At 49.0% G+C, this 22982-nt stretch carries 19 protein-coding genes; 3 read left to right on the top strand and 16 right to left on the bottom strand.

Features of this window, described 5'->3' with window-relative positions:
- The first annotated feature begins 161 nt into the window (after window positions 1-161).
- Window positions 162-998: a DNA-binding protein gene (locus MHH63_RS05100; RefSeq protein WP_341171278.1), complete on the top strand. Its 837-nt coding sequence runs from the start codon at window positions 162-164 to the stop codon at window positions 996-998.
- Window positions 999-1017: 19 nt separating this feature from the next.
- Window positions 1018-1272: a hypothetical protein gene (locus MHH63_RS05095; protein WP_340394444.1), complete on the top strand. Its 255-nt coding sequence runs from the start codon at window positions 1018-1020 to the stop codon at window positions 1270-1272.
- Between the two features lie 40 nt (window positions 1273-1312).
- Here the strand turns inward: MHH63_RS05095 and MHH63_RS05090 are convergent, their stop codons facing one another.
- The 3 genes from MHH63_RS05090 to uxuA form a co-directional block, all read right to left on the bottom strand.
- The gene (locus MHH63_RS05090) at window positions 1313-1819 is read right to left on the bottom strand and encodes a hypothetical protein (RefSeq protein WP_341171277.1); all 507 of its coding nucleotides are present in this window, start codon (window positions 1817-1819) and stop codon (window positions 1313-1315) included.
- Window positions 1820-2169: 350 nt separating this feature from the next.
- Complete coding sequence (locus MHH63_RS05085) at window positions 2170-3780, bottom strand: mannitol dehydrogenase family protein (protein WP_341171276.1); 1611 nt, start codon at window positions 3778-3780, stop codon at window positions 2170-2172.
- A complete protein-coding gene (gene uxuA, locus MHH63_RS05080; protein ID WP_076191830.1) occupies window positions 3781-4857 on the bottom strand; it encodes a mannonate dehydratase in 1077 nt (358 codons plus the stop codon).
- Between the two features lie 219 nt (window positions 4858-5076).
- Here uxuA and MHH63_RS05075 point away from each other — a divergent pair, with 219 nt between their 5' ends.
- The gene (locus tag MHH63_RS05075) at window positions 5077-5730 is read left to right on the top strand and encodes a GntR family transcriptional regulator (protein WP_076128891.1); all 654 of its coding nucleotides are present in this window, start codon (window positions 5077-5079) and stop codon (window positions 5728-5730) included.
- 158 nt (window positions 5731-5888) lie between these two features.
- Here MHH63_RS05075 and MHH63_RS05070 read toward each other — a convergent pair whose 3' ends face one another.
- From MHH63_RS05070 to MHH63_RS05010, 13 genes are all read right to left on the bottom strand, one after another.
- Window positions 5889-7349 carry a glycoside hydrolase family 1 protein gene (locus MHH63_RS05070; RefSeq protein WP_341171275.1) on the bottom strand — a complete coding sequence of 487 codons (1461 nt, stop codon included), beginning with the start codon at window positions 7347-7349 and terminating at the stop codon, window positions 5889-5891.
- Window positions 7350-7367: 18 nt separating this feature from the next.
- Window positions 7368-8666: a PTS sugar transporter subunit IIC gene (locus tag MHH63_RS05065; RefSeq protein WP_076302552.1), complete on the bottom strand. Its 1299-nt coding sequence runs from the start codon at window positions 8664-8666 to the stop codon at window positions 7368-7370.
- Window positions 8667-8669: 3 nt separating this feature from the next.
- Entirely contained in the window at window positions 8670-8975 is a 306-nt protein-coding gene (locus tag MHH63_RS05060; RefSeq protein WP_036683292.1) for a PTS sugar transporter subunit IIB, read from the bottom strand.
- Window position 8976: 1 nt separating this feature from the next.
- Complete coding sequence (locus MHH63_RS05055) at window positions 8977-9315, bottom strand: PTS lactose/cellobiose transporter subunit IIA (protein WP_038572728.1); 339 nt, start codon at window positions 9313-9315, stop codon at window positions 8977-8979.
- Between the two features lie 28 nt (window positions 9316-9343).
- Window positions 9344-11266, bottom strand: coding sequence for a BglG family transcription antiterminator (locus MHH63_RS05050; RefSeq protein ID WP_076128885.1), 1923 nt, complete (start codon window positions 11264-11266; stop codon window positions 9344-9346).
- Window positions 11267-11656: 390 nt separating this feature from the next.
- Complete coding sequence (locus tag MHH63_RS05045) at window positions 11657-12115, bottom strand: TIGR00366 family protein (RefSeq protein WP_248549335.1); 459 nt, start codon at window positions 12113-12115, stop codon at window positions 11657-11659.
- An 88-nt stretch (window positions 12116-12203) separates the two neighbouring features.
- On the bottom strand, window positions 12204-14162 hold the full coding sequence (locus MHH63_RS05040) for a carbohydrate-binding protein (protein WP_341171274.1): 1959 nt from the start codon (window positions 14160-14162) through the stop codon (window positions 12204-12206).
- Between the two features lie 330 nt (window positions 14163-14492).
- Window positions 14493-15503 (bottom strand): glycoside hydrolase family 130 protein, encoded by a 1011-nt coding sequence (locus MHH63_RS05035; protein WP_341171273.1) that lies wholly within the window; start codon window positions 15501-15503, stop codon window positions 14493-14495.
- Between the two features lie 56 nt (window positions 15504-15559).
- On the bottom strand, window positions 15560-16396 hold the full coding sequence (locus MHH63_RS05030; protein WP_036683306.1) for a carbohydrate ABC transporter permease: 837 nt from the start codon (window positions 16394-16396) through the stop codon (window positions 15560-15562).
- Window positions 16397-16410: 14 nt separating this feature from the next.
- The gene (locus tag MHH63_RS05025; protein ID WP_036683309.1) at window positions 16411-17313 is read right to left on the bottom strand and encodes a carbohydrate ABC transporter permease; all 903 of its coding nucleotides are present in this window, start codon (window positions 17311-17313) and stop codon (window positions 16411-16413) included.
- Between the two features lie 104 nt (window positions 17314-17417).
- Window positions 17418-18800, bottom strand: a complete 1383-nt coding sequence (locus MHH63_RS05020; protein WP_036683312.1) for an ABC transporter substrate-binding protein — start codon at window positions 18798-18800, stop codon at window positions 17418-17420.
- 172 nt (window positions 18801-18972) lie between these two features.
- Window positions 18973-20604: a response regulator gene (locus tag MHH63_RS05015; RefSeq protein ID WP_341171272.1), complete on the bottom strand. Its 1632-nt coding sequence runs from the start codon at window positions 20602-20604 to the stop codon at window positions 18973-18975.
- A 3-nt stretch (window positions 20605-20607) separates the two neighbouring features.
- Window positions 20608-22416: a cache domain-containing sensor histidine kinase gene (locus MHH63_RS05010; RefSeq protein WP_076187403.1), complete on the bottom strand. Its 1809-nt coding sequence runs from the start codon at window positions 22414-22416 to the stop codon at window positions 20608-20610.
- Window positions 22417-22982: the final 566 nt, after the last annotated feature.

Raw genomic sequence — 22982 nt, 5'->3', positions numbered from 1 at the left:
GCTGGATGTATTTTGAAAATTATTAATAAAGACCCTTTTGACCTTATGTAACGTGATGGAAATCACATGATTTAATGTAAAATAAATGAATAATTTAGAAATGAAATACAATTATCTTAATCGATGCATGATATGCTCTAGAAAGGGAGATAGGATTGAAGTTGGATTTGGAAGAGTTGAATGTGGATTCCTTGATTCAGATGCTTAAGGCATCATTTTCATTTGAGAATTGGGATGCCATGATTGAAATTGCAGACAAGCTACATGAACAAATTTCCATCATATATGAAAACAATAGTAACCTCATAAGAGGTCCTAAACTGAAGCGGAGTATCCCCTATTATTTTGGATATAGCTCATGCGCAAAAGGTATAGCACTACAAAAGTCCGGTAAGTTTGACGAGGCAAAACTATGTATTCAGAAGTATGCTGACCTTGGCTGGATAGGAGGTTTAGATGAAGAGGCCATTTATGAAGTCGAATATTACCGCAATATAGCAAAAGCCAATTCATACGTTATCGATCTGCTGGAAGGCAAAATGGGAGTGCTACATAAATACGTTGAGTTTATTAGAAAAAGTGATGATGAAGAATTATTGCCGGGACTCATTACCATCTTAGAATCTTCGATAATACATGATTATTCCATTGATTGGATTCTGAAGGAATTCAAAATCAATGTTGATGACATAGGAGAACATGAGACTATTGTGAATATCAAATACCATGAAGATTACATTTATTTGCTGGCGATGTATTACTATAAACAAGAGAATATGTACGATACAATCAACACTATTCTAGAAATCTTGTTATTAAGCATCAAGCTAGACGATGATACAGGCTTCAAAAAATCAGCAGCGCTCTTTGAACTCCTTAGAGACCACGCCGATCAATCACAACTCAAAGTGCATCACAATATCATGAAAACAATAATTGAAAAAGAGTTTACCAGGTCCTTCAGCTCGCGAATCGAGTTCAGCAAAATACACAGTTAAGCATCACGGAGATCGTTGATTGGATTATAAAGTTGGTTATAAAAAAGGAGTGGTTCTCCGGTTAATGGGGGGAATCACTCATTTAGGGTGTATTGGTCCCGGTCCATACGGTGCATTCTGCGGGATTTATACCGTTTATTTCGCCACATTCGCTCGATCAGCTGCATTCTGCGGGATTTATACCGTTTATTTCACCGTATTCGCCCGATCCGGTACATTCTACGGGATTTATCCCGTTCATTTCGCCACATTCGCTCGATCCGCCACATTCTAAGGCATTTATGCCTCTCTTTTCACCACCTTCACTCGATCAGCTACATTCTGCGGGATTTATACCGTTCCTTTCGCCACATCCGCTCGATCAGCTGCATTCTACGGGATTTATCCCGTTCCTTTCGCCACATTCGCTCGATCCGCTGCATTCTGCGGGATTTATCCCGTTCATTTCCCCGCCTCCGCCCGATCAGCTGCATTCTGCGGGATTTATCCCGTTCATTTCGCCACATCCGCTCGATCCGGTACATTCTGCGGGATTTATCCCGTTCATTTCGCCACATTCGCTCGATCAGCTGCATTCTGCGGGATTTATCCCGTTCATTTCGCCACATCCGCTCGATCAGCTGCATTCTGCGGGATTTATCCCGTTCATTTCGCCACATTCGCTCGATCAGCTGCATTCTGCGGGATTTATCCCGTTCCTTTCGCCACATCCGCTCGATCAGCTGCATTCTGCGGGATTTATACCGTTCTTTTCGCCACATTCGCTCGATCAGCTGCATTCTGCGGGATTTATCCTGTTCATTTCTCCACATCTGCTCCATCCGCTGCATTCTAAAGCATTTATCCCGTAGATTTCTCCGTATTCACCCAATCAGCTGCATTCTGCGGGATTTATACCGTTCATTTCGCCGCTTCTACTCCAGCCGGCCTTTCTGCCCGCCCCACAATATGGTGTTGAACCCCCTCAAAATTCGTCGCTCAGTTGACGAACACCGGTTATTCGTCATGTGTTTAGTTTAACTTTCGTCCTTCTCATTTTACATAAGATTCTTTTCACACTTTGTTTGGATTTTTTAAAATCATACAAAAAAAAGCCCCGATTGATTGCCTCGGGACTTTTTTAGCTTTATTTTCTCCTATATTAATTCAAATCTACTTAACTGCCTAGCTTTCACTTTAAATAGTTCTCTAATGTTCTCCGTACCGCTCCTGGGCCTGCCATCATTTCCTGGAACATAAGCTCAATCTTATCACCTAGACCAATCTCGTACAACGGAACCCCAAAAAGTCGCTCATCTTCAAGAATGGGGCGCACACTTGCAGTTTGGTCTCCAAGCGAAACTCCCTGCAGGTAACCTTGCAGTGTTTCTAGTAACGGATCTGAACTCAATGTGAAGACTTCTCCAGCATCATTCACTCCAAGTAAGTAACGACACCACACAGCGATAGCCAGTGGAATCGCCGTTAGCTGCGCTGGATCGAGATCCTCCCGTCGAATATAGGATTTAATAGTTTCACCAAACCGTATACCTACCTTCTGCGAAGTGTCTGTAGCAATCCGCTGCGGAGTATCGGGGATAAATGGATTGGCAAAACGCTCCGTAAGGACTTCGTCCAGGAACTGCTTTGGACTGAGAATCCCCGGATCCACTACGACGGGCAGACCTTCTTTGTAACCGATTATCTCCACAAACCTCCGCAAAGTATCGTCCTTCATCTCATCCGCGATCAAGGTGTAGCCAAGCAGACAACCGGAAACAGCAAGCGCCGTATGCAGCGGATTAAGGCAGGTCGTTACTTTCATCGTCTCCACCTTGTTGACTGTCTCCCGGTCCGTAAAAATAATTCCGGCTTCCTCTAGTGGTGGACGTCCGTTCGTAAAGTTATCCTCCACTACAAGATATTCGCTGATCTCAGCATTTACGAAAGGAGCGGTATATGTGTTTTTGGAGGTAATGATCACATCCATATCACCAATTCCCTGTTCCAGAAGCGCTGCCTGTACACTCTCCGAAGGACGTGGTGTGATTTTATCGATCATGGACAATGGAAAGGTTATTACTCGTTCATCTTCCAGATAACGCACGAAGTCTTCTATAACAAGTCCTCTTTGGGCCCATTCCTTAGCGATGGACACAACACCGTTCTTCAGCTTGTCGCCATTGTGTGAGCAGTTGTCCATGCTGACAAAGGTCATCGGATATTGGCCTTTCAGATATCTTCGATAAGCAAGCGAAGCTACAATGCTCATGACATGAACAGGATGCTCCGGTCCGCTCACAATATCCTTTTCCACAATGCCAAAATATTTATCGTACGGATCCGTCAACGAGTAACCCTTCTCCGTGATGGTGAAGCTGGCCATTTGCAGGCTGGGATTCTCGAACACCTCGATCAATCGACGGTACTCCGCTTCTCGGTTTTTGTCCGCTGCGATTCCCTCCACAATACTACTGACTACTCTTTTCTGGAAATCACCACGAGCATTCATCAGCACTAAAAGGGTCAGATTGTCGTAGGGCTTGTAGACTTTATCAATCATTTCGAAATCAAAGGTTTCCACCGCAATAATACCTGTATCCGACTTTCTGCTATCCAGCAGCTTCTGATGAGCATTTGCCACGAATCCCCTGAAAATATTACCTGCACCGAAATGAATCCATTCCGGTTTAAGCTGTGTATTGTTTGCTACCTGCTCATAGTCGAACTGTGGAAGCTCCACACCAGCAGCTTTCCAAGCTGCTTTTTCCCCTTGGATACTGCTTCTGGTCAGATGCAGCATTTATTTTGCCTCCTTGACATTATCCAAGCTATCCCAAACACCAAGCAAATACATGATGCCCATAGCTCTATCATACAAGCCATAACCCGGTCGGCAGTTCTTCTCTTCCCCCCACAGATGCCGCCCGTGATCCGGACGTACATAACCAATGTATCCGTTCTCATGATAGGCTTTGACCACCTCGGCCACATCAACGCTTCCGTCACGCCCACGGTGCGACACCTCAATGAAATCACCGTTCTCAAATACCTTCACATTGCGGATATGGGCAAAATGAATACGATCATGGAACTCGCGGATCATCGCTGGCAGATCGTTATCCGGATTCGTGCCGAGTGACCCTGTGCAGAACGTCAAACCGTTGTACGGGCTGTCCACCAAATCCAGAAAGCGGCGGATCATATCCCGATTGCGGATAATACGCGGCAGTCCAAAGATCGGCCAAGCCGGATCATCGGGATGGATAGCCATCTTGATGTCCACTTCCTCGCATACTGGAATAATGCGTTCCAGGAAATACTGAAGGTTGTCGAACAGTTTATCTTCCGTCACATCCGCATAAGCCGCAAACAGCTCATCCAGCTTTTCCAGCCGCTCCGGCTCCCAGCCCGGCATCGTGAACTTTCCAGCTCCCTTCAGAATCCGGTCCACCATCTCACGCGGATTATCGGTAATGGCAGCCTTTTCATAAAAGAGAGCATTCGAGCCATCAGGCAACTCTTTATACAGCTCTGTGCGGGTCCAATCGAAAACAGGCATAAAATTATAGCAGATCACCTTAACGCCAACCTTGGCGAGTTTACGAATGGTGTCGATATAAATATCGATATATTTATCACGGGTCGGCAAGCCGATTTTGATATCATCATGAACGTTGACGCTTTCTACTACAGCCGTGCTGAAACCCTTGCTGGTGATTTGATCCGCCACTTCTTGGATCCGTTCCATTTCCCACACTTCTCCGGCTACTTTCTCATGCAAAGACCAGACAATCCCCATAACACCCGGAATCTGCCGAATATGATCCAGCGTGATATTGTCATTGCCCTCGCCATACCATCTCCACGTCATGTTCATTGATAAACCCTCCTGTGAATTCGTTTTCAACTATCTTGTATACAAGATTTACTTGATCATAGAATAAGAACAATTCTTTGTCAATCACAATTTGATCAGGAATTTTATCCTGAAATCAAGGAATATCCACCCTATTTTCATCCCAATGATTTTAATGAACGAACTTATCATGTATACTAGTACTGTATCTGTCATTAACAATTGAAAGCAGGAACAGAAATGTCAATTAAAGCTGAAATTCTAAACACACTGAAGCAAGAAATCCTCACGCTGGCGTTAAAGCCAGGCACCATTCTGAGTGAAACAGCCTTGTCTGAGCGGTTTCAGATTTCACGTACGCCGTTGCGTGATGTTCTCAAACAGCTTGCACTGGAATCTTATACCGATATCTATCCGAAAAAAGGTAATATTGTCTCCTTTATTGATCTTGAATCTGTTGAACAAATCACATACTTGCGTTGCACACTGGAAAAGGAGATCCTCAAGGATCTTTCTGCACAGCTTTTACTACCAGGAGTGCACGAGCTTAAAGAAATTCTTAAGAAACAGAAAGAGGTCATCGGGCAGGAGAATGCTGTAGATTCTTTCCTTAATTTAGACGACGAGTTTCACCGGGCCTTGTACAGGCTTGCTGGACGTGAGTATCTGTGGACTCTGATCCAGCAGTCGAATGTACATTATCTCAGGTACCGCAGACTGCACATGCTTAAGACCGACAAGCTGGAAGAAATCTGGAACGAACACCAATCCATTCTTGAGCTTATGGTGCAAAAAGAAACCGCCAAAATCGGCCCGCTAATCCACCACCATCTCCGGGAAGATATTCATTCACTGGATTTTCAGGAGAATTTCTCGGAATATTTAAAGAAATAGTCAGCTAAAAGGCAGCTTGCCCATAAGTTAAGTGCCTTCCCGGATAAAACTTCGTTATAAGAAGAAGCACACACGATCTCTATTCCCTATTAAAAAAACAAAAAAACCTTGATTTCTCAAGGTTTTCGTAAAAAATGAACAAGGATTATAACGCCGCACTAATAGCTTAAATTTGCTCCGTTAGAGGTTATGACCTTTTTGTACCAGTAAAAGCTGTCCTTACGCAGACGCAGCAGCGTTCCATTGCCTGCATCATCCTGATCAACATAAATGAAGCCGTACCGCTTGCGCATCTCCGAGGTGGAAGCCGAGATCAGATCAATACAGCCCCAGCTGGTGTAGCCCATCAGCTCCACGCCATCGGCAATGGCTTCCGCCATCTGCTCAATATGCTGGGCCAGATACTCTATCCGGTATGGATCACGGATAGTGCCATCCAGTTCGAGCACATCTGCAGCACCCAGACCATTCTCTACTACGAACAAAGGAAGCTGGTAGCGGTCATGCATCTCCTTGAGCACAAACCGCAGCCCCTTTGGATCGATCTGCCAGCCCCAATCGGAAGTTTTCAGGAAGGGATTCTTCAGCCCTGAGGACAGGTTACCTTCCGTCGTAGCCGTGATACTCTCATCTACACTGACTACTGAGGACATGTAGTAACTAAAGGAAAGAAAATCTACAAGATTGTCCCGCAGCAAAGCTTCGTCTCCCGGCAACATGGTTATTGTCACTCCATGCTGCTCCAAATGCCGGCGGATATAAGAAGGATAATAGCCTCTAACCTGAACATCGGAGCAGAACATTGCCATTTGGTTCTCCGCTTGCGCTTTCAGTACATCACCGGGATGACAGGAATATGGGTAAAGCAGCTTGCGGGCCAGCATGCAGCCGATCTGGAACTGCGGATTGATCTCCCGGCCCCGCTTAATCGCAAGCGCACTGGCTACGAACTGGTGATGCAAAGCCTGAAAAGCAACCTGCTTCTCATTTGACTTGCCATCCAGAATAATCCCTGCGCCCAGAAACGGCGCTTTGAGCGTACAGTTGATTTCGTTGAAAGTCAGCCAATACTTCACCTTATCCCGGTAACGGGTGAACACAGTCTCCGCATAACGGACGAACAGTTCAATCAGTTCTCTGGATTCCCAGCCGTTGTATTTGGTGACTAGGTGCACCGGCATTTCATAATGGGAAATGGTGACCAGCGGCTCGATATTATATTTGCGCAACTCATCAAAAACATCGTCGTAAAATCGCAGTCCTGCCTCGTTAGGTACCTGCTCATCGCCATTCGGATAAATACGTGGCCAGGAGATGGACATACGGAATACCTTAAAACCCATCTCAGCGAACAAGGCGATATCTTCTTTGTAGCGGTGGTAGAAATCAATCCCTCTGCGTTTGGGGTAATTCCCCTGATTATCATCCTGTATGGCCTCTTCTAGCTGTGGACCGGACATGGACAATAGCTGTTCCAGGCTCTGCCGTTCCTTAGGAGGACAATATTTGACTACATCAGCAGTGGACAAACCCTTCCCGCCCTCATTATACGCGCCTTCGACCTGATTGGCGGCTACCGCACCGCCCCACAGGAAGTTTTCCGGAAATGGATAAGTCATCGGTTGAGCCTCCTTTTATTAATTGGCGGCAGCGGTTGCTACCGCTTTAGCTTCAGCCTGCTGTTCTTGCTCCAGCGCTTCGGCATCGGCTTTTTTAAAGAATGGATAGTAGATCATGAAGCTTGCACCAATCATAACCAGCTGGAACGCACTTACGCGCCAGCCCCCGTTCATCCAGCCATTAACCAGCACCGGAATGCCCAGCGGCACCTGAATCCCGTGCAGCACAGGAAGGATACCCAGAGTCGTCAGAAGAATCGCCAGACCACTACTCACCAGCGGAGTCAGGATAAACGGAATCATAAACCGAACATTCAGCACCAATGGCATCCCGAAAATCACCGGCTCATTGACACCGATCAGACTTGGAATAATTGCCAGTTTACCAAGTGTCTTATAACGTGTAGATTTGGCGAACAACATCGCAATAATGAGACCTAACGTTGCCCCCGCACCACCGATCAGTACATAAACCGGGAAGAACGGTGAACCAATGATATGCGTACCTTCCACACCTCTTTGGTAAGCGTCCAGATTCTCAAGTCCCAAAGCCACCCAAATCGGGCCGACAACGGAATAGACTACCAAGGTGCCGTGAACTCCAAAGAACCACAGCAGGTGAATTACGAAGATGCAGATCAGCATCGCCCACCAGGTACCCCCCAGACTAGTCAGTGGCAGCTGGATAATCGAGAAGACAAACTCGTGCATATTGCCATATTTCGTTGCGGCGAAAATCGCCGTCAGCACCAGCATCAGAACCGCTACGATAAAACCAGGCGTAAGCGCGGCAAAAGATTTCTCGACCGTGGGCGGAACACCCTTCGGCATTTTGATATAGAATTTCTTTTCCAATACAAAGGTATAGATCTTACCTACCAGCAGTGCCAGGATGATTGCCACAAACAATCCCTTGGCGCCTAACCAGGAGTAACCAAATGCTTTGGTCACGCCATCATCCAGCAGTCCTTTTGGTGTAACTAGCAAGAAACTCATCAGCGCCAAAATCCCTGCCGAAAAGCCTTGCTGCTTATGTTGGGTAGCGAAATTGTAAGCGATGGAGAACACCGCGTAGAGTGCGATCAAATCGGTGGTTACAGTTGCCGGAATCGAAGTATAAGTTTTGAGTCCAGTGCTTTCCAGGAAATTCTGATAAGGATCAAGCTTGAGTGCATTAATCAGGGAAAAAATAGCGCCCAGAATCAAAATTGGCATCAAGGCCATCAGACCGTTGGAAATAGCGCTGATATAGGTGTTTTTTTGGATTTTCGTGCTGACTTTCTGGATCTTGGCTCTCCATTCTGCGCCGCCTGCCATGACTTAAGCCCCCTTCTCCATCAGTTCAAGTGCTGTAGCCAGCACCTTGTCCCCATCCATCATGCCATAGTCCATCATATCGATCGTAGTTACTGGAATGTTCGGATATTCTGCGGCCAGATCGCCTTCGGCGTGTCCCATTTGTGGTCCAAGCATAATGATGTCAAAAGGCTTTTGATCGGCGATGTCACTCTCCGCCACCGCATCAATAACCACTTCAACCCCTTGTGTCCGTGCCGATTCTTTCATCCGTTCCACCAGCATACTTGTCGAGAATCCGCCTGCACAGGCGAGCAATATTTTTTTCATCTTAGTTCACCGATCCTTTCAATTCTAGTTCGAGCGCCTTGCGTTCTTTGATTTCTTCGATCAGTTCCACAGCCAGTTCTCTAACCGTCAGGGCATTCATCAAATGATCCTGCGCGTGAATCATCAGCAGCGTAATTTCTGTCTTTTCGCCCCGGCCTTCAGCCTGGATCAGCCCCGTTTGCACTTTATGTGCTTTGGTCAGGCTGGTCTTGGCGTTCTTAATCATCTCGCCCGCTTCTTCCAGGTTTCCGGCGCGCGCGGTTCTTACCGCTTTTAAGCTAAGGCTTCTTGCCTCTCCGCTGCTGGCAATAATCTGCATAATCGTTTGTTCATAATCCATGGGTTCTCCACTCCGTATCGTCATTTTTTTATAGTAGGTTCTCTATCTCATTCATAAATTGCTCATAACTATTCGTGTTTAGCAGCCGGTTACGGCTGTCTTCCTTCTCCATTAGAACCAGTAGCAGCTTGCTGATCTCTTTGTGCAGGAATAACTGCCCCGGACCCAGATTGATCAGAAAAATCAACTGGACCGGCTTACCCTCATAGATCAGCGGTTTCTTCAACACGGTTACACTGATACAGTCGCGGATCGCGCTCATCCGCATCGGATGCGGGCCGGCCACCCCATTTTTGTAAATGGTGGTGAATTTCTGCTCTCTGAGCAGCACTTGTTCGGGAAAATCGTCAGCTGCATAATGATTGCCCACGATCTCCCGGCAGCGCTGCTTTAACAGCTCCATGTAATCTTCATCCGAACCAGACAGATGAAACAGCTCCCTGCGGAACAAATCCTTGAAATCCATCAGCTTGTAGGATGGTTCTGTGCGATTAATCTGCAAAGACAATATTTCTTTGATCCGCTGAATCTCTTGATCATCCAGCAGCTGTTTGATATGGATCACCGGTTTTTCCTTAATCTCTGTTGCCAGCGGTACAGTAGAGAGAATCAGATCCACAGGCTTGCTGCTGATCTCCTCCACCTCCGTGATGGAGGCTGTGATCACCGACGCTTTGGGGAATACCGCTTCCAGCTTCAGCCGGATTAACTGGGCACTGCCCCCTCCTGTCGAGCAGATCACGGCAATCCGCTTGAACTTCTCCAGATTGCGCTGCTGCATCCGTTCCAGATGGGTGGCAAAATGCAACGCGACATACCCTGCCTCATCCCGCGACATCCGAAACCCGTACTGCTCCTCTACAATCTCAGCGAAGCGGAAGGAAATGACGAACACATTGGCATACTGGCTGTAAACATCCTCCACCAATGGGTTGCCGAGCTGAAGATTGTAATACAACCGGTTCAGCAGCGGGAACATATGCAATAGCAGTGCTTCGCGCAGCTCTTGATCTTGAGTGAATCCAGTAAGGAACTCGCGGTCCAAGCGCTCCAGAATAGCCGTGATTCCCTCCCGCAGATGCGATTTGGTCTCTTCCGACATCCGCTCCATAATGGTCTTGCCAGAAATGTGCAGCGCCAAATAATCAATCTCATCCGCCGGAAGCTTAATCTGGTATTGAGAGGAGATGAAATCTGCAATACTCCCGGCAATATCCTGATACAGCGGCTCAGGTGTTCCCTGCAAGGCTTGTCCAGCCACAATGAAATTGTGCTTGGAAACTCTGTAAAGAAGAATGAACAGATGGGTCAAGATATTATCCAGAAACACATCCGAGATCTTCAGTTCTTTTTCCTTGAGGATTTGCAGTAGAAATCCCTTAAGCTGCTCAGCATCGAAGTCCTGACTAAAAGCATGAAAATCCTCCGTATGCTGCAGCGTATGACCCGATTGCAAGATAAAGTAAGAAAAGGCTTTACGGAAGTCTTGCTCTTCCCCCTCGATTTTCATGCCATAATGAGCCCGGCGTTTCAAGCTAAGCCGGAAAGCGGCAAGTCGCTGCTCTACTTCCTTCAGATCGGAAATAATAGTAGAACGGCTAACGCCGATTTCTTCCGCCATGTTATCCATAGACTGATAGTTATCGTTCTGCAAGAGATAGAATAGTAAATACTGCTGGCGTGATTGCTTATTATCGAGATCCACCTGATCCAGCTGCAGCATTCCTTTTTCCTGGTAGCTACTGAATTTGGCTTCATCGCCAATCTCCAGTAGATAACCCTGGCCGCGGATCATACGGATACCGAAACCATTCGCCTCTCCTGTTTTGTCGAGTGCACGGATCACGTCACGGAGAGTCCGTTCGGACAACCCCACTTCGGCAATCAGCTCACTCATGCGCACAGGACTCTTGCGGGTATATAAAATATTAACAATCGTATATTCTCTCACCTTAAATTCCCTCATTTGTGATACTAGTATCGGATGAAGCACTCAGCTGGTTATGAATACATCATACGTGGAAGCGTTATCTTCTGAACAGTTTGTATTCTGCTGTTTGGAACGGCAGAAACTGACGGATAGGTAAATAACGGATTAAATTCTTAGCATACATTATTTGTGGCCACAAATCAGGAGGAAATATACAACAAAGAGGAGACTGCGATTAATTATTAAAATAAACAATAATAGATTAGGAGAATGATTGATTCATCTTCTACAGATGTGATGTGAGGGGAATAGGATCAATATGTAGAGTCAAAAATCCCAAGGTCAGTATGACCTTGGGATTTTGATTATCTTCTGCGGGAAATCCCGCATGGCTTTGCAATATGTTATCCACTACATGCCCACAGCAGAGGAAACTGCGGCAAAGATTGCCGCCACCAGCCAAAGAATCGGAAACAGCTTGAGTATTACCTTTAACCATTGTCCAAAATTGATCCGGGCGATGGCCAAACCTGCCAGCAGCACACCGCCTGTTGGCGAAATGAGATTCGTTAATCCATTTCCAAATTGGTATGCGGTTACTACCGCTTCGCGGTTAACACCCACAAGATCGCCTAATGGTGCAAGCACAGGCATCGTCAAGGCCGCCTCTCCTGATGAAGAAGGAACCAAGAACGTAATAATATTATGCACGACCAGCATGATGGTGGTGAACAAGTAATTCGGCAAACCCTTAAGCATAGTAGCCAGGCCATTCAAAATGGTATCGATAATCATCCCGTTCTCTGCAACGACGAGGATCCCCCGGGCCAAACCGATGATCACAGCAGCGTAGTGTGAGTTATATTTCATCTTGGCATTAAAAAGGCCTCAATTCGGCGATTCTGCCACAACAATAGCTAGATCCATCTTATTGCAATTAAATCAAACCGTTTCCATTCTATTTGAACTGGAACCAGGTTAAATTTGCAACTGTGGTTGAATCTGACTTAACAAAAGTTACATATACGGTATGGGTCCCTACAGCGGTCCCGGCATTAAGCGGGATATTCTTGACTGACCATGTCTGCCATCCGCCTGTGCTTTCTGCTGTCCAATAACCCAGCATAGTGCCCGTAGGACTGTCCAAGTGGAATTCTATTCTTCCGCTGGAATTAGCGGATGCAACCTTCAAATCAATACTTGTTTTAGCTGTACTACCAAAATCTACATTTTTAAATGCTATATAGTCGCCATTACTCCCTCCACCAACATCCAGCCCACCATCAGTGCTTGCCTCATAGGAAATAACACCTGAACTAAGGTTATAGCCTTCCGCTTCAAATTTCAATGTGTTGAATTTTGGAGCTGCAGCATAGCTGTTAGTATCTGTTATTTTCAATTCTGCCAATGTAGTTGCCGCAACTCCACCGACGCGAACATTGTTTAATGTAACTCCGGAGACAGTAGATGTGTCACTCCAACCCTTCATTATTGAAACTTCACCTAAAGCGCGTAAATTTATATTATTATAGACCACATTTTTTATCGGACCGGTTTTCGCAGAAAGATCAAACCATCTGGAGTGAACACCGGATCTTGGCCAGAAGCCTTCTACATCTATATTGTCAAATATGATGTTTTGTGCTGCTGGAGTTCCATAAAGATGACCTACTGCTAAAGCACGCCAGCACCGGTATACATAAGAGTTTTTAACAACTATGCCATCCTGAAGCTGTTTCACTCCATCTCCAACCTTAAATGCTCCACATCTGCTCCAAGCCAAAGCATCATCCACAACTACATTTGACTGGCTTTCAGGACTTCCAGGCCAGTTTGCAGCTATATCCGTAGTTTCTACATCCCATGTCTTAAATGAGTATGTGTCATCCTCCGATACTGCTACAGTGTGCTTTATGAGTACATTCTGGCTCTCTTGAATGTCGATTGCATCATTTTCATAATCAAGTTCATTGTTGTTGAAGTGCTTTGTATTCTGGAATGTTACGTTATTAGATCTTGTAACTATTGTAGCCCAGCCACCGCTGTCTCTTATTGTTATGCCGTCAACCGTGAAGTTGCTGCACTGCAAGGGTACAAGAATATTGTTCAAATAATTGTTTGTATTTCTCATATAATGGCCATTGCCGTCAATAGTCCCCCTGCCGTATATCTTAATATTGTTTGCATTTGTTTCAGTATAAATAAACCATGTTCCATCCTTACCCAGAGAATTCTTATGAAAATGGGTAGTGTAATCGCTTGGATTTCCTGAACCCCTTATAACAGAACCACCCTCCAGATAAACCGAAACATTGCTTTTTAAAACAAGGTTTCCGCACTTATAAACACCGGCTGGAACGTATACTATACCGCCACCTGCTGCGTTAGCCGCATTTATGGCGTTTTGTATTGCAGTTGTAGCCATATCGGCACTGGTACTGTCGGCACCGTATTGAGTTTTAACATTGTATATACCTGTACCGGATGAAGCCGGAACATTGGATTCAAGAGCATCTGCCGCAATAACCAGATCTTTCAGGTTATTGATTTTAACTATAAGATATGTTGGTGATGAAAGTGTAAATGTAAGTGTATTTCCACTCTTTGTTGCAGTGATTCCCAAAGCTTTGGGAGAAATATTATAGGTATTGATTGTCTCGCTTGCTGTTATTGTGATTGTAGTAGTACCTGAAAAAGAGAAATTACAATAATTATAGTTTACAAATACCGCCGAAGTGTCGATTACCGGTATATTTGTAGAGTCTGCTGTTACCGTGTATTGACTGGTCGTGGTATAGATCGACGGTAATGGATAGCTTACAATTGTGCCCGCCGCTCTTGCTGTCAAAGGAACGACAGCTAAAAGACTGGCGAGCATACAAACAATTAAACTTAATAGTCTTAACCTTTTTAGCATAAATAAACACCTCTTTCATATCTTCAGAAAATACTCTGTCATCAGTGAATAATGATTTCACCAGTGATGCTCTATTACTCTTTTCATAAAGTCGACATATTCCTGTTCAGCTTCGGAAGTGGCAGAGTAATACTAACCTTTTCTGCATCAGCAAAGTTTCCTTTTAAAATACGGCCCCGGTTTTGTTCACCTTGTACAGGATTTCTGCGTTGGTCGCTACTACTGAGCTGTATTGTTGCATTTTATGCACAATCTCCGCGCAAGCCGCTCCAATCATGGCACATGGCCCTACTGTTACTCCGCATTTCCGCCCTCAGCCTGCTTCCAATCTTATCTATGCTCCGGCTCCAGACAGAGCCGGAGTATATCGTCCACATGGGCCGTTGCCAGACATTCCACCGTATCCGCAGAGCCGTAATAGATCTTGACCTCGCCGTCTTCCTCCAGAATCATCCCTCCCGGAAAAATCACATGATTGCGGAATCCCCCGCCAATCTCATAGTCTGTCTCCGGTACCAGCAGGGGCTGCCTGCTCATGCCGATCACCTTGCGGGGGTCCTCCAGATCCAGCAGCATAATTCCGGCGGTATAGCGCTTCTTCCAGGTGTCCTCCCAACCTTGCTTGCCTCTGGCCGGGTCCACATCCACTGCATGGAAGGTGGTCAGCCAGCCCTTATCCGTCCGGACCGGAGGTGCGGCCGGGCCAACCTTGTCATTGGCAAACGGCACCTGCTCGACGGCGAGCAGTAGGCTGGAGTTGCCCCAATGCTTCAGGTCCGGCGACTCGGAGATCCAGGCATCGAAGCGGTCCCGGCCGCCGCGGCTGTATACCGTGAAGGGACGCTCCAGCCGGACATACTTGCCGCCGATCAACTCGGGAAACAGTACCATATTGCGCAGGTCCGGTGTAGACAGGCTGAGCACCTCGAAGTGTTCCAGATCATCGGTAACGGCAATTCCGCCGCGGATGCCATGGTGCGTATCCACGGCAAAACACATATAACAACGGCCGCCGATCACGGTCAGGCGCGGGTCGTAGGCGCGGATAATTTCCTCGTCATGAATTTTGAACACTGGCTTCGGGCCGGCGGTCCAGCTCAGCCCGTCGTCACTGTAAGCAATGCCGAGATCCGTGGTGTGGTGCGGCTCAAGCGTCTGATCTACCAGTGAGCCGTAATCATTACGGAAGATCATCACATACTTGCCGTTAAATTTCGTTACACCGGCATTGAATACCAGTGCGGTGGGGTAAGGAACCTTCGTTGCATCCAGCACAGGATTGCCCGGATACCGCCGGATGAACGGGGCAGATTGCAGAATTGCCGGAGCGTGTTGAGTCATGGGATGTACCTCCTTGAATTTTAAATATGGAATATGGGTTGCGCAGGGCCGGACCGCTACCCTTTGAGGGAACCGGCTGTCATCTGCATGAAGGATTTGTTGGCGAACAGATAGGCTACGAGAATCGGCAGAATGGACAAGCAGGCGCCTGCCATCATATAGTGGGTCTGGGAAGCGGCCGAAATCCCGTATTTCAGGTTCGCCAGCCCGACAGTCAGCGTCTGCAGCTCCGGCTTCGTCATCGTGAACACGAGTGGCAGCAGATATTCATTCCACGCGCCGCGGAAGGTGAACAGCGCACCTACGCCGAGTCCAGGTCCGAGCAGCGGCAGAATAATCCGCCAGAAGGTGCGACCGGGGGAGCTGCCGTCCATCAGCGCCGCCTCATCCAGCTCACGGGGAATCCCCTTCATGAAGCTGGACAGAATGAAGAAGATCGAAGCATGGGCGGAGATCAGAATCAATATGACCCCCCACAGGCTGCTGTGCAGATGAAGCTTGACCATCAGATCAAACTGCGGACGCAGCACGACCGCCCCTACTGCCACGAACATAGTAAAGGATTGCAGGCCGATATACAGTTTCTTGCCTGCAAAATCCATCCGGTCCACCACATAAGCCGCCATGGATGATACCAGCAGCGTGCCAACCACCGCCGCCAGAGAGACAATCAGGCTGTTCAGCGTATATCTGGAGAAATTCGCCTGCGCCCAGGCTTCGGCATAGTTCGAGAAGTGCCAGCTATCCGGCAGGAAGGTGGCTCCCGCAGTCAGTTCGGCATTTGTCTTGAAGGAGCCGAGAATGGTGATAACAACCGGAATCAGGGTGATAAAAGCAAATGCCAGCAAAAAAATCCACAGGATGATATTGCCCAGTATGGTTCTTATTCTCATAATAGCCTCTCTCCTCAATCGGTCTGATTCATACGTCTGGATGCGTAGAAATAAATGAGCGATATGATCCCGACGATGACCGCAGACACGAAGGCGACCGCACTGCCGTATCCGAACTCTTGGACCTGGACCGCCGCGCTGCCTCCGCCGACAGGGAAAAATAATTTGTACAAATACAGGAACATCACCTCTGTCTTGCCTACAGGACCGCCTTCGGTCAGCACCATAATGCTCTCGTATCCCTTCAAAGCTGTAATGATCGCCAGCATAATGACCATCTGCATGACAGGCCCGAGCATCGGCAGGGTGACATAGCGGAACTGCTGGAGTCTGCCTGCTCCGTCCAGGGAAGAGGCTTCATAAACATCCTCCGGGATATTCTGCAGACCGGCGAGGAAGAGCAGCATGTAATTGCCGACCGCCCCCCAAGCCGCAACCAAAATGACGGTGAGCATGGCATATTTCGGCCCCAGCCAGTCCACACCGGAATCGGAAAGGCCCGAACGGATCAGGAACTGGTTGAGAATCCCGTTATACGAGTTAAAGATCGTGAAGAAGACTACGGCCATTACGGCGGTACTGATGACGGTCGGCATGAAGAAAATCCCCCGCAGCAGCTGTCTGCCCCGCAGCCCCCGATTCAATATGGAGGCCAGCAGCAGAGCCAGCGGAATAGTGATCAGCAGCTTGCCGCCTGCATAGACAAACGTGTTCACCACCGAATCCCAGAACTGGGTATCCTTCAGGATGCGGCTGAAATTGGCCAGCCCGGTAAACCGGGCCGTTCCGAACCCTTTGTAATCATAGAACATATAGCGGAACGCCCAGGCAATCGGATAAATCCCGAGGACCAACGTGAGCAAGGCACTTGGAAAGATAAAGCTGTATGAAAATAAGGCTTGTTTTGTTTTGTTCATCTGGTTTCTTCCGGCTCCTCTCCCTTGCGGCCAGAGCAGAGGGATGGGAAAGCTGCTTCCTCATCCCTCTGCTTTGGCCTATATCTCTATTCCTGACCTTCCATCTACTTGGCGAACTTGCCGCCCAATGCGGCGGGGTCAAAGCCGGCATCCGGCTCGGCCTTCACGCCATCATTCGCAATCACGCTGTCCAGTGCAGTGTTATAGCGTTTGTTCAGATCGGCGATAATTGCCTTCAGATCGCCGCCGTTCAGCATATACTTGAAGAAGGCGTCATCCGATTTCATCCCTTCCGGTGCTACAGACGGATAGACCGGCCACACTCCATCGTGCTTGTTCGGCAGGAAGCCTTCAATGCCGTTCACATCCGGTGTCTTGGCTACTGCGCTGACGGATGGAACCATGGAGATGCCAAAGCCTTTTTCCTGATAATCCGTCAGCACCTGATCGCCGTACATGAACTCCATGAACTTCCAGGCTGCTCCTTTGTGCTCCGACTTCGAGCTCAGCGCCAGCCACTGGCCCCCGAGGAAGCCCGAAGCCCCCTTCACGGTGCCGTCGATGGTCGGAACCGGAGCGGCTGCCCAGTCAATCTTGGCCGGGAACTGATTCTTGTAGACGCCCGGCTCCGAGGAGTAGGACATATACATTCCGATTTTGCCCTCTGCAAACTGCGCCCGCAGCGGATCAATATCCAGCGATTCCACACCCGGCAGCATGCTGCCGTTGTCCCGGATCTGCTTAAAGGCATTGATGATCGACTCGAAGCCGCTGAAATCGTAGCGGGCCGTCTTGAAATCATACCCGAAACCGCCGTAGCCGCTCATCTCCGCAATCACCCGCGCCGAACGCGCAAACGCGCTTCCGGGGCTTTTGAAGTTCTGGGCGAAGCCGTAAGCGCCGTCCGCTTTACCGGCTTCCGTCAATTTTTTGGCGGTATCCACCAGCTCCTGCAGGGTAGCTGGCGGATGCTCAACGCCTGCTTTGGCGAACAGATCCTTGTTGTATACTAGACGCATGGTTGTTCCATAATTCGGCAGACTGTAACGCTTGCCGTCAAATTCATTCAGATCCGGCATGACCGGGAATTTCGTCTTCAGCTCATCGGTGAGGAACTCGTCAATGGGAGCGAGAAAGCCTTTTTTGTAGAAGGTCTGGATGGTATTCTCCTTCACCCGGATTACATCCGGCGCATCGGAGGTCTGGAAGGACAGATCGAGTGCGGTATCGAAGTCGTCGCCCTTGACGACCAGCTCCACCTCAATCCCGTCAGTATTGGTTGCGTTAAACTCGGCTACCTTGTCCTTCACGAAATCCGCATCATGACGGTCGCCGGTCCAGTAGCTGATTTTGGTCTTGTCCCCCGAGCCGCCTGTCTTCCCGTCTCCCTTACCTTCTGCAGCATTGCCACCGTTACCGTTGCCGCAGGCTGTCAGGCCAAGTGCCAGGACCAGGCTCAGAGATGTTATTAGCATACGCTTCATCATTGGTAGTTCCCCCTTATATATCCCTGTTGTATTCGCTTACAACCTGATTATAGACGGATTGGCGCATCCGGATAAGGCGGGTAAGCCCACTTTAAGGGCAGATTTCTGCAGGAGCTTTATACAGTGAAGGGAGGCCACCTCCGCCCTGCGGACATGCCTCCCCTGCGCATTTTTATTCTTTTCCAAGATAATGCAGTTTGAACTCGGACGGGGTCATTCCGGTATATTTCTTGAACACCTCGCTGAAATAGCGCCTGTGCTCATACCCGAGATCCTGGGCGATCTCCTGAACCTGCCGGCCCCTGATCAGCATCGCCTTAGCCTTCTCCATCTTCTCGTGCATCACATACTGCTGAAACGAAATCCCCTGCACCTTCTTGAACAGGTTGGAGAAATACCCCTGGCTGAGGTTAATCTGCTTCGCCACCTGCTCCAGCGACAGCCCCGTATCCAGATGGCTATCGATATAAGCGGCGGCCTGGCGGATAATCCGCGTGGACTCCAGGGAACGGGCCTCCGTAACCAGCGCACAGGCCTCCCGGCACAGCCCGGACAGCAGGTCCCGGATATCCTGCAGGGAAGGATGCACCCGGTTCTTCAAGACGGCAATCCTGTGCTCCAGCGGCTCCACCTGCCCGTAGGGGAACTGCTCCAGCAGGACCCGGCAGATCCTGTAGCCCAGCTCATAGCCGACGCTTTCCACATAACGCGGCTCAGGCAAATGCCCGCTGTCCAGCAGCTCCGCGAATAGTTGATCGAGCATCTGCAGGCTTTTGGCAGAATTGCCGGAACGCAGGGCGAACAGTAACTCCTGCTCAACGGCGGCGGAGTAGCTGTGAAGTGCGAGCGGTTTATTCTCAATATTGCTGTAAATGTAGACCCCGTTTCCTCCGGTGTAGAAATGATAACCCAGCGCGCTAATCGCCTGCCTGTACGCTGTGCCCAGCTCCTGGATCGCCGCTACGCCCAGCCCCACGCCAATGGAAAGCGTATGCCTGGAGAATCGGCTTACATTCGTGCAGCAGGTCTCCGTAACCAGCGCCGCCGTATCCGGGTCCGAGCCGTTCATGATGCAGACGTACCGGTCTGTCGCCTCCCGGATAATGACGCCGCGGGTCCAGGCGGAAATCGTCTCTTCGAGAATATTATGCAGGCTGAACCGCAGCAGCTCGACCTCCTGCACAGGCTGGCCGCTCAGCTTCTCCGTGAAATGATCGATTTCGGCGACAAATACGAAGAAATCATGCTGGTCCAGAGGGATATCGAGATAGGCCCAACGAGAACGTGCATCCCATTCTGTCGTCTGGTGGTGCAGCAGGAAGATGAGATATTCCTGGCGGAGAATAGGTAGACTTTCTCTAATTTTGGCCTCCATCACAGCAAGTCTGGTGGTCTCCTGACGCTCCTCCCGGCACAACTCCCTGGCCTTCAGCACAGCCTGCACAATCTCGTTCAGGGAAAAGGGCTTCTTGACGAAATCAAGCGCCCCTAGTCGGATGGCTTCCTGGGCATAAGAGAACTCCGAGTAGGCGCTGAGGATAATAATCTTGCAGTCCGGCAGTTCCTCCAGAATCGCCCGGGTCATCTGCAGGCCGTCCATTCTTGGCATCCGGATATCAGTCAGCACAATGTCCGGCCGGGTCTCGCGGATAATCTGCAGCCCCGCTTCACCGTCCAGCGCTGTACCGACTACCTCAATACCGTGCTCCTGCCATGGCGGCTTGCTCGAGACCATCTCCACCACACTTTTAATATCGTCGATTACACATAATTTGAACCTTTCCAGCTCCAGCATCCGGTCCATCCTTCATCTCTCCTCTTCTGAGGGAATCCACAGATCCATCCGTGATCCCTTACTTGGTTCGCCGCCCACATCCATACGGGCTTCGTCCCCGTAATACAGCGCCAGCCGGTGCCTGATGTTGAACAGGGCATAACCTTTCCTCGACTGCGGAGCACTGAGCATCCCCTGCTTGACCCGTACAGCATCAAGTCCCCGTCCATTGTCGGTAATGCAAATATGCAGCAGCCCCTGCTCCCGGCTGACCGTGATGTCTATCCTGCCTCCTAAAGTCCGGTCGCTGAATCCATGCTGGATGCTGTTCTCCACCACCGGCTGCAGGATAATCTTGGGCATCAGACAGGTAAGCAGTGCCTCATCCTCTACCGTCACCGTGTATTCGAACAGACCTTCATAGCATTTCTGCTGAATAGCGAAATACTGCCGCACGTGGGACAGCTCATCCGCAAGGGTAATCAGATCCTTGCCGCCACTGAGCCCGATCTGGAACATCTGCGACAACGACAGGATCATCTCATTTACATCGTCATTCTCCCCCATGACCGATTTGCAATAGATGGTATTGAGTGTATTGTACAGAAAGTGCGGCTCCATCTGGGCCGTAAGCGCGCGGATCTCTGCATGCCGCTTGTCCTCCTCCTTGGTCTTCACATCCGCGATCAGCGTCTTAATCTCTGACATCATCCGGTTGAACTGAAAGCCGACCTGGGCAACCTCGTCCTCATAACGGCTCTCATACACCACGCTGAGCTGGTTCTCTTCGACTCTGCGCATCAGCCGCCGCAGCTTGAACAGGGGCTTCAGCAGCACAGATGTCAGCTGGTTGGAGATCAGCCAGGTGGCCAGCAGGAAAACAACGATGACATAGAGGGTAATGCGCTGCACCCGCTGCAGCTTGCCCAGCAGCTGGTCCCGCGACTGCATGCCGGAGATGATCCAGTCGGGTGATACCGCTGAGCTTGTATAATTAACCAGATACTTCTTGCCGCCATAGCTGTAGTAGTGGTCCTGCGGATCGGCCGCTTTCCCGGCTTCGGCAAGCACCGGCTTCCAGGGGAACCTGCCCCGGAACGGCCAGCGGGACTCCACCACCGCCTCTCCTTCCCCGCTCACCAGATAATAATTTCTCCCTGCTTGTTCTCCGCCTGTATTCAGCAGCTCATCTATCCGGCTCTCCCTGATATTGACCACAATAAATACATTGCTGATCGGCGTGTAAGGGTATTCATAAATCCCCCGGACTACGAAGGAGACCACCCGCTGGCTGCCCGTGAACAACCGGTCATAATGTCCTTTGGCCCAGTAGCCGCCCGGCCGCTCCTTGCTCAGATCATATAATTCCGAGCCGTAGAACGAGTTGTCCTGCGCCCGGATCTGCGTAGTGGAATAGAAATCGCCAATCGGGGTAACGATCAGCACGTTTTCGATGATCGGCTGATTGAACGTTACCTGGGAGAGCACATATTGCAGATCCGACAGATGGACATAGTAATTCGACACATCATGGCTGAACACATCGAGCATCATCTTGCGGTACGCATCGCTCAGCATCAGGGACTGCACAGACAGCGCCACATCATTCAGGCGGGAATCCAGCAGCTGTGCCGTCTTGCTTACGGTCTCCCGGCTGCCGGCGTAGGCATTATCCTCGATCTCCTGCGCGGCAATCCAATACGAGAAGCTGCCCATTGCACCGATGGACAGCGTAATCAGCACGATGAACGAAAACAGAATCCTCTGTTTGATGGATATCCGGTAATACCTGCCGGCGATCTGCTGCCGGATCTTACGGCCATAGGCTGTGAATGTATTCATAGTTCCCCCTTCTTGAGCATGTATCTCCCTATGTTTGTATGTTCTTGTCACTTGTACCATATGGCTGCTCCAGTCCGGTGTCAAGACAGGGCATGATTATTTAGCGGATTCCGTCCCTTATTATCAATAGGCAGGGGGCCCTCCGCATAACATGGTGCGGATTCACTAATCATGGCTCAAGTTGACGGGAAGCTGCGCGATTGAGTAATTATGCTTGTGACGGTCAGTCCATTCCGTTTGATGCCTTTCTGCGGCAAATGTTGAACAATCCAACAGTAGCAGAGCTCACTGATTTTGTTGCCTCATACGTAAAAAATAATACAATTAGCCAAACTGACGGTTTCAAGGGCGATTCTATGAAGCATGAAACAGAGATGGGGGGAACGTTGAGGAAGTCCTGCCCCAACTGAATACTGGCGGCAACGCAGTGTTCACTTATTATGGCGGCGGGCAATCTGGTCTGCTTCATGTGGTATTCCATGTATAGGTCTGGTAACAATATACTGCTTCCATTTGCTGCTTCGACATCTGGATGTGAAGATGTAAAACTACGTCAAAATTTCAAT

Origin of the sequence: Paenibacillus sp. FSL H3-0310, from assembly GCF_038002785.1 — a bacterium.
Taxonomy (GTDB): domain Bacteria; phylum Bacillota; class Bacilli; order Paenibacillales; family Paenibacillaceae; genus Paenibacillus_AQ; species Paenibacillus_AQ odorifer.
This window is presented reverse-complemented; position numbering and strand designations above follow the sequence as displayed.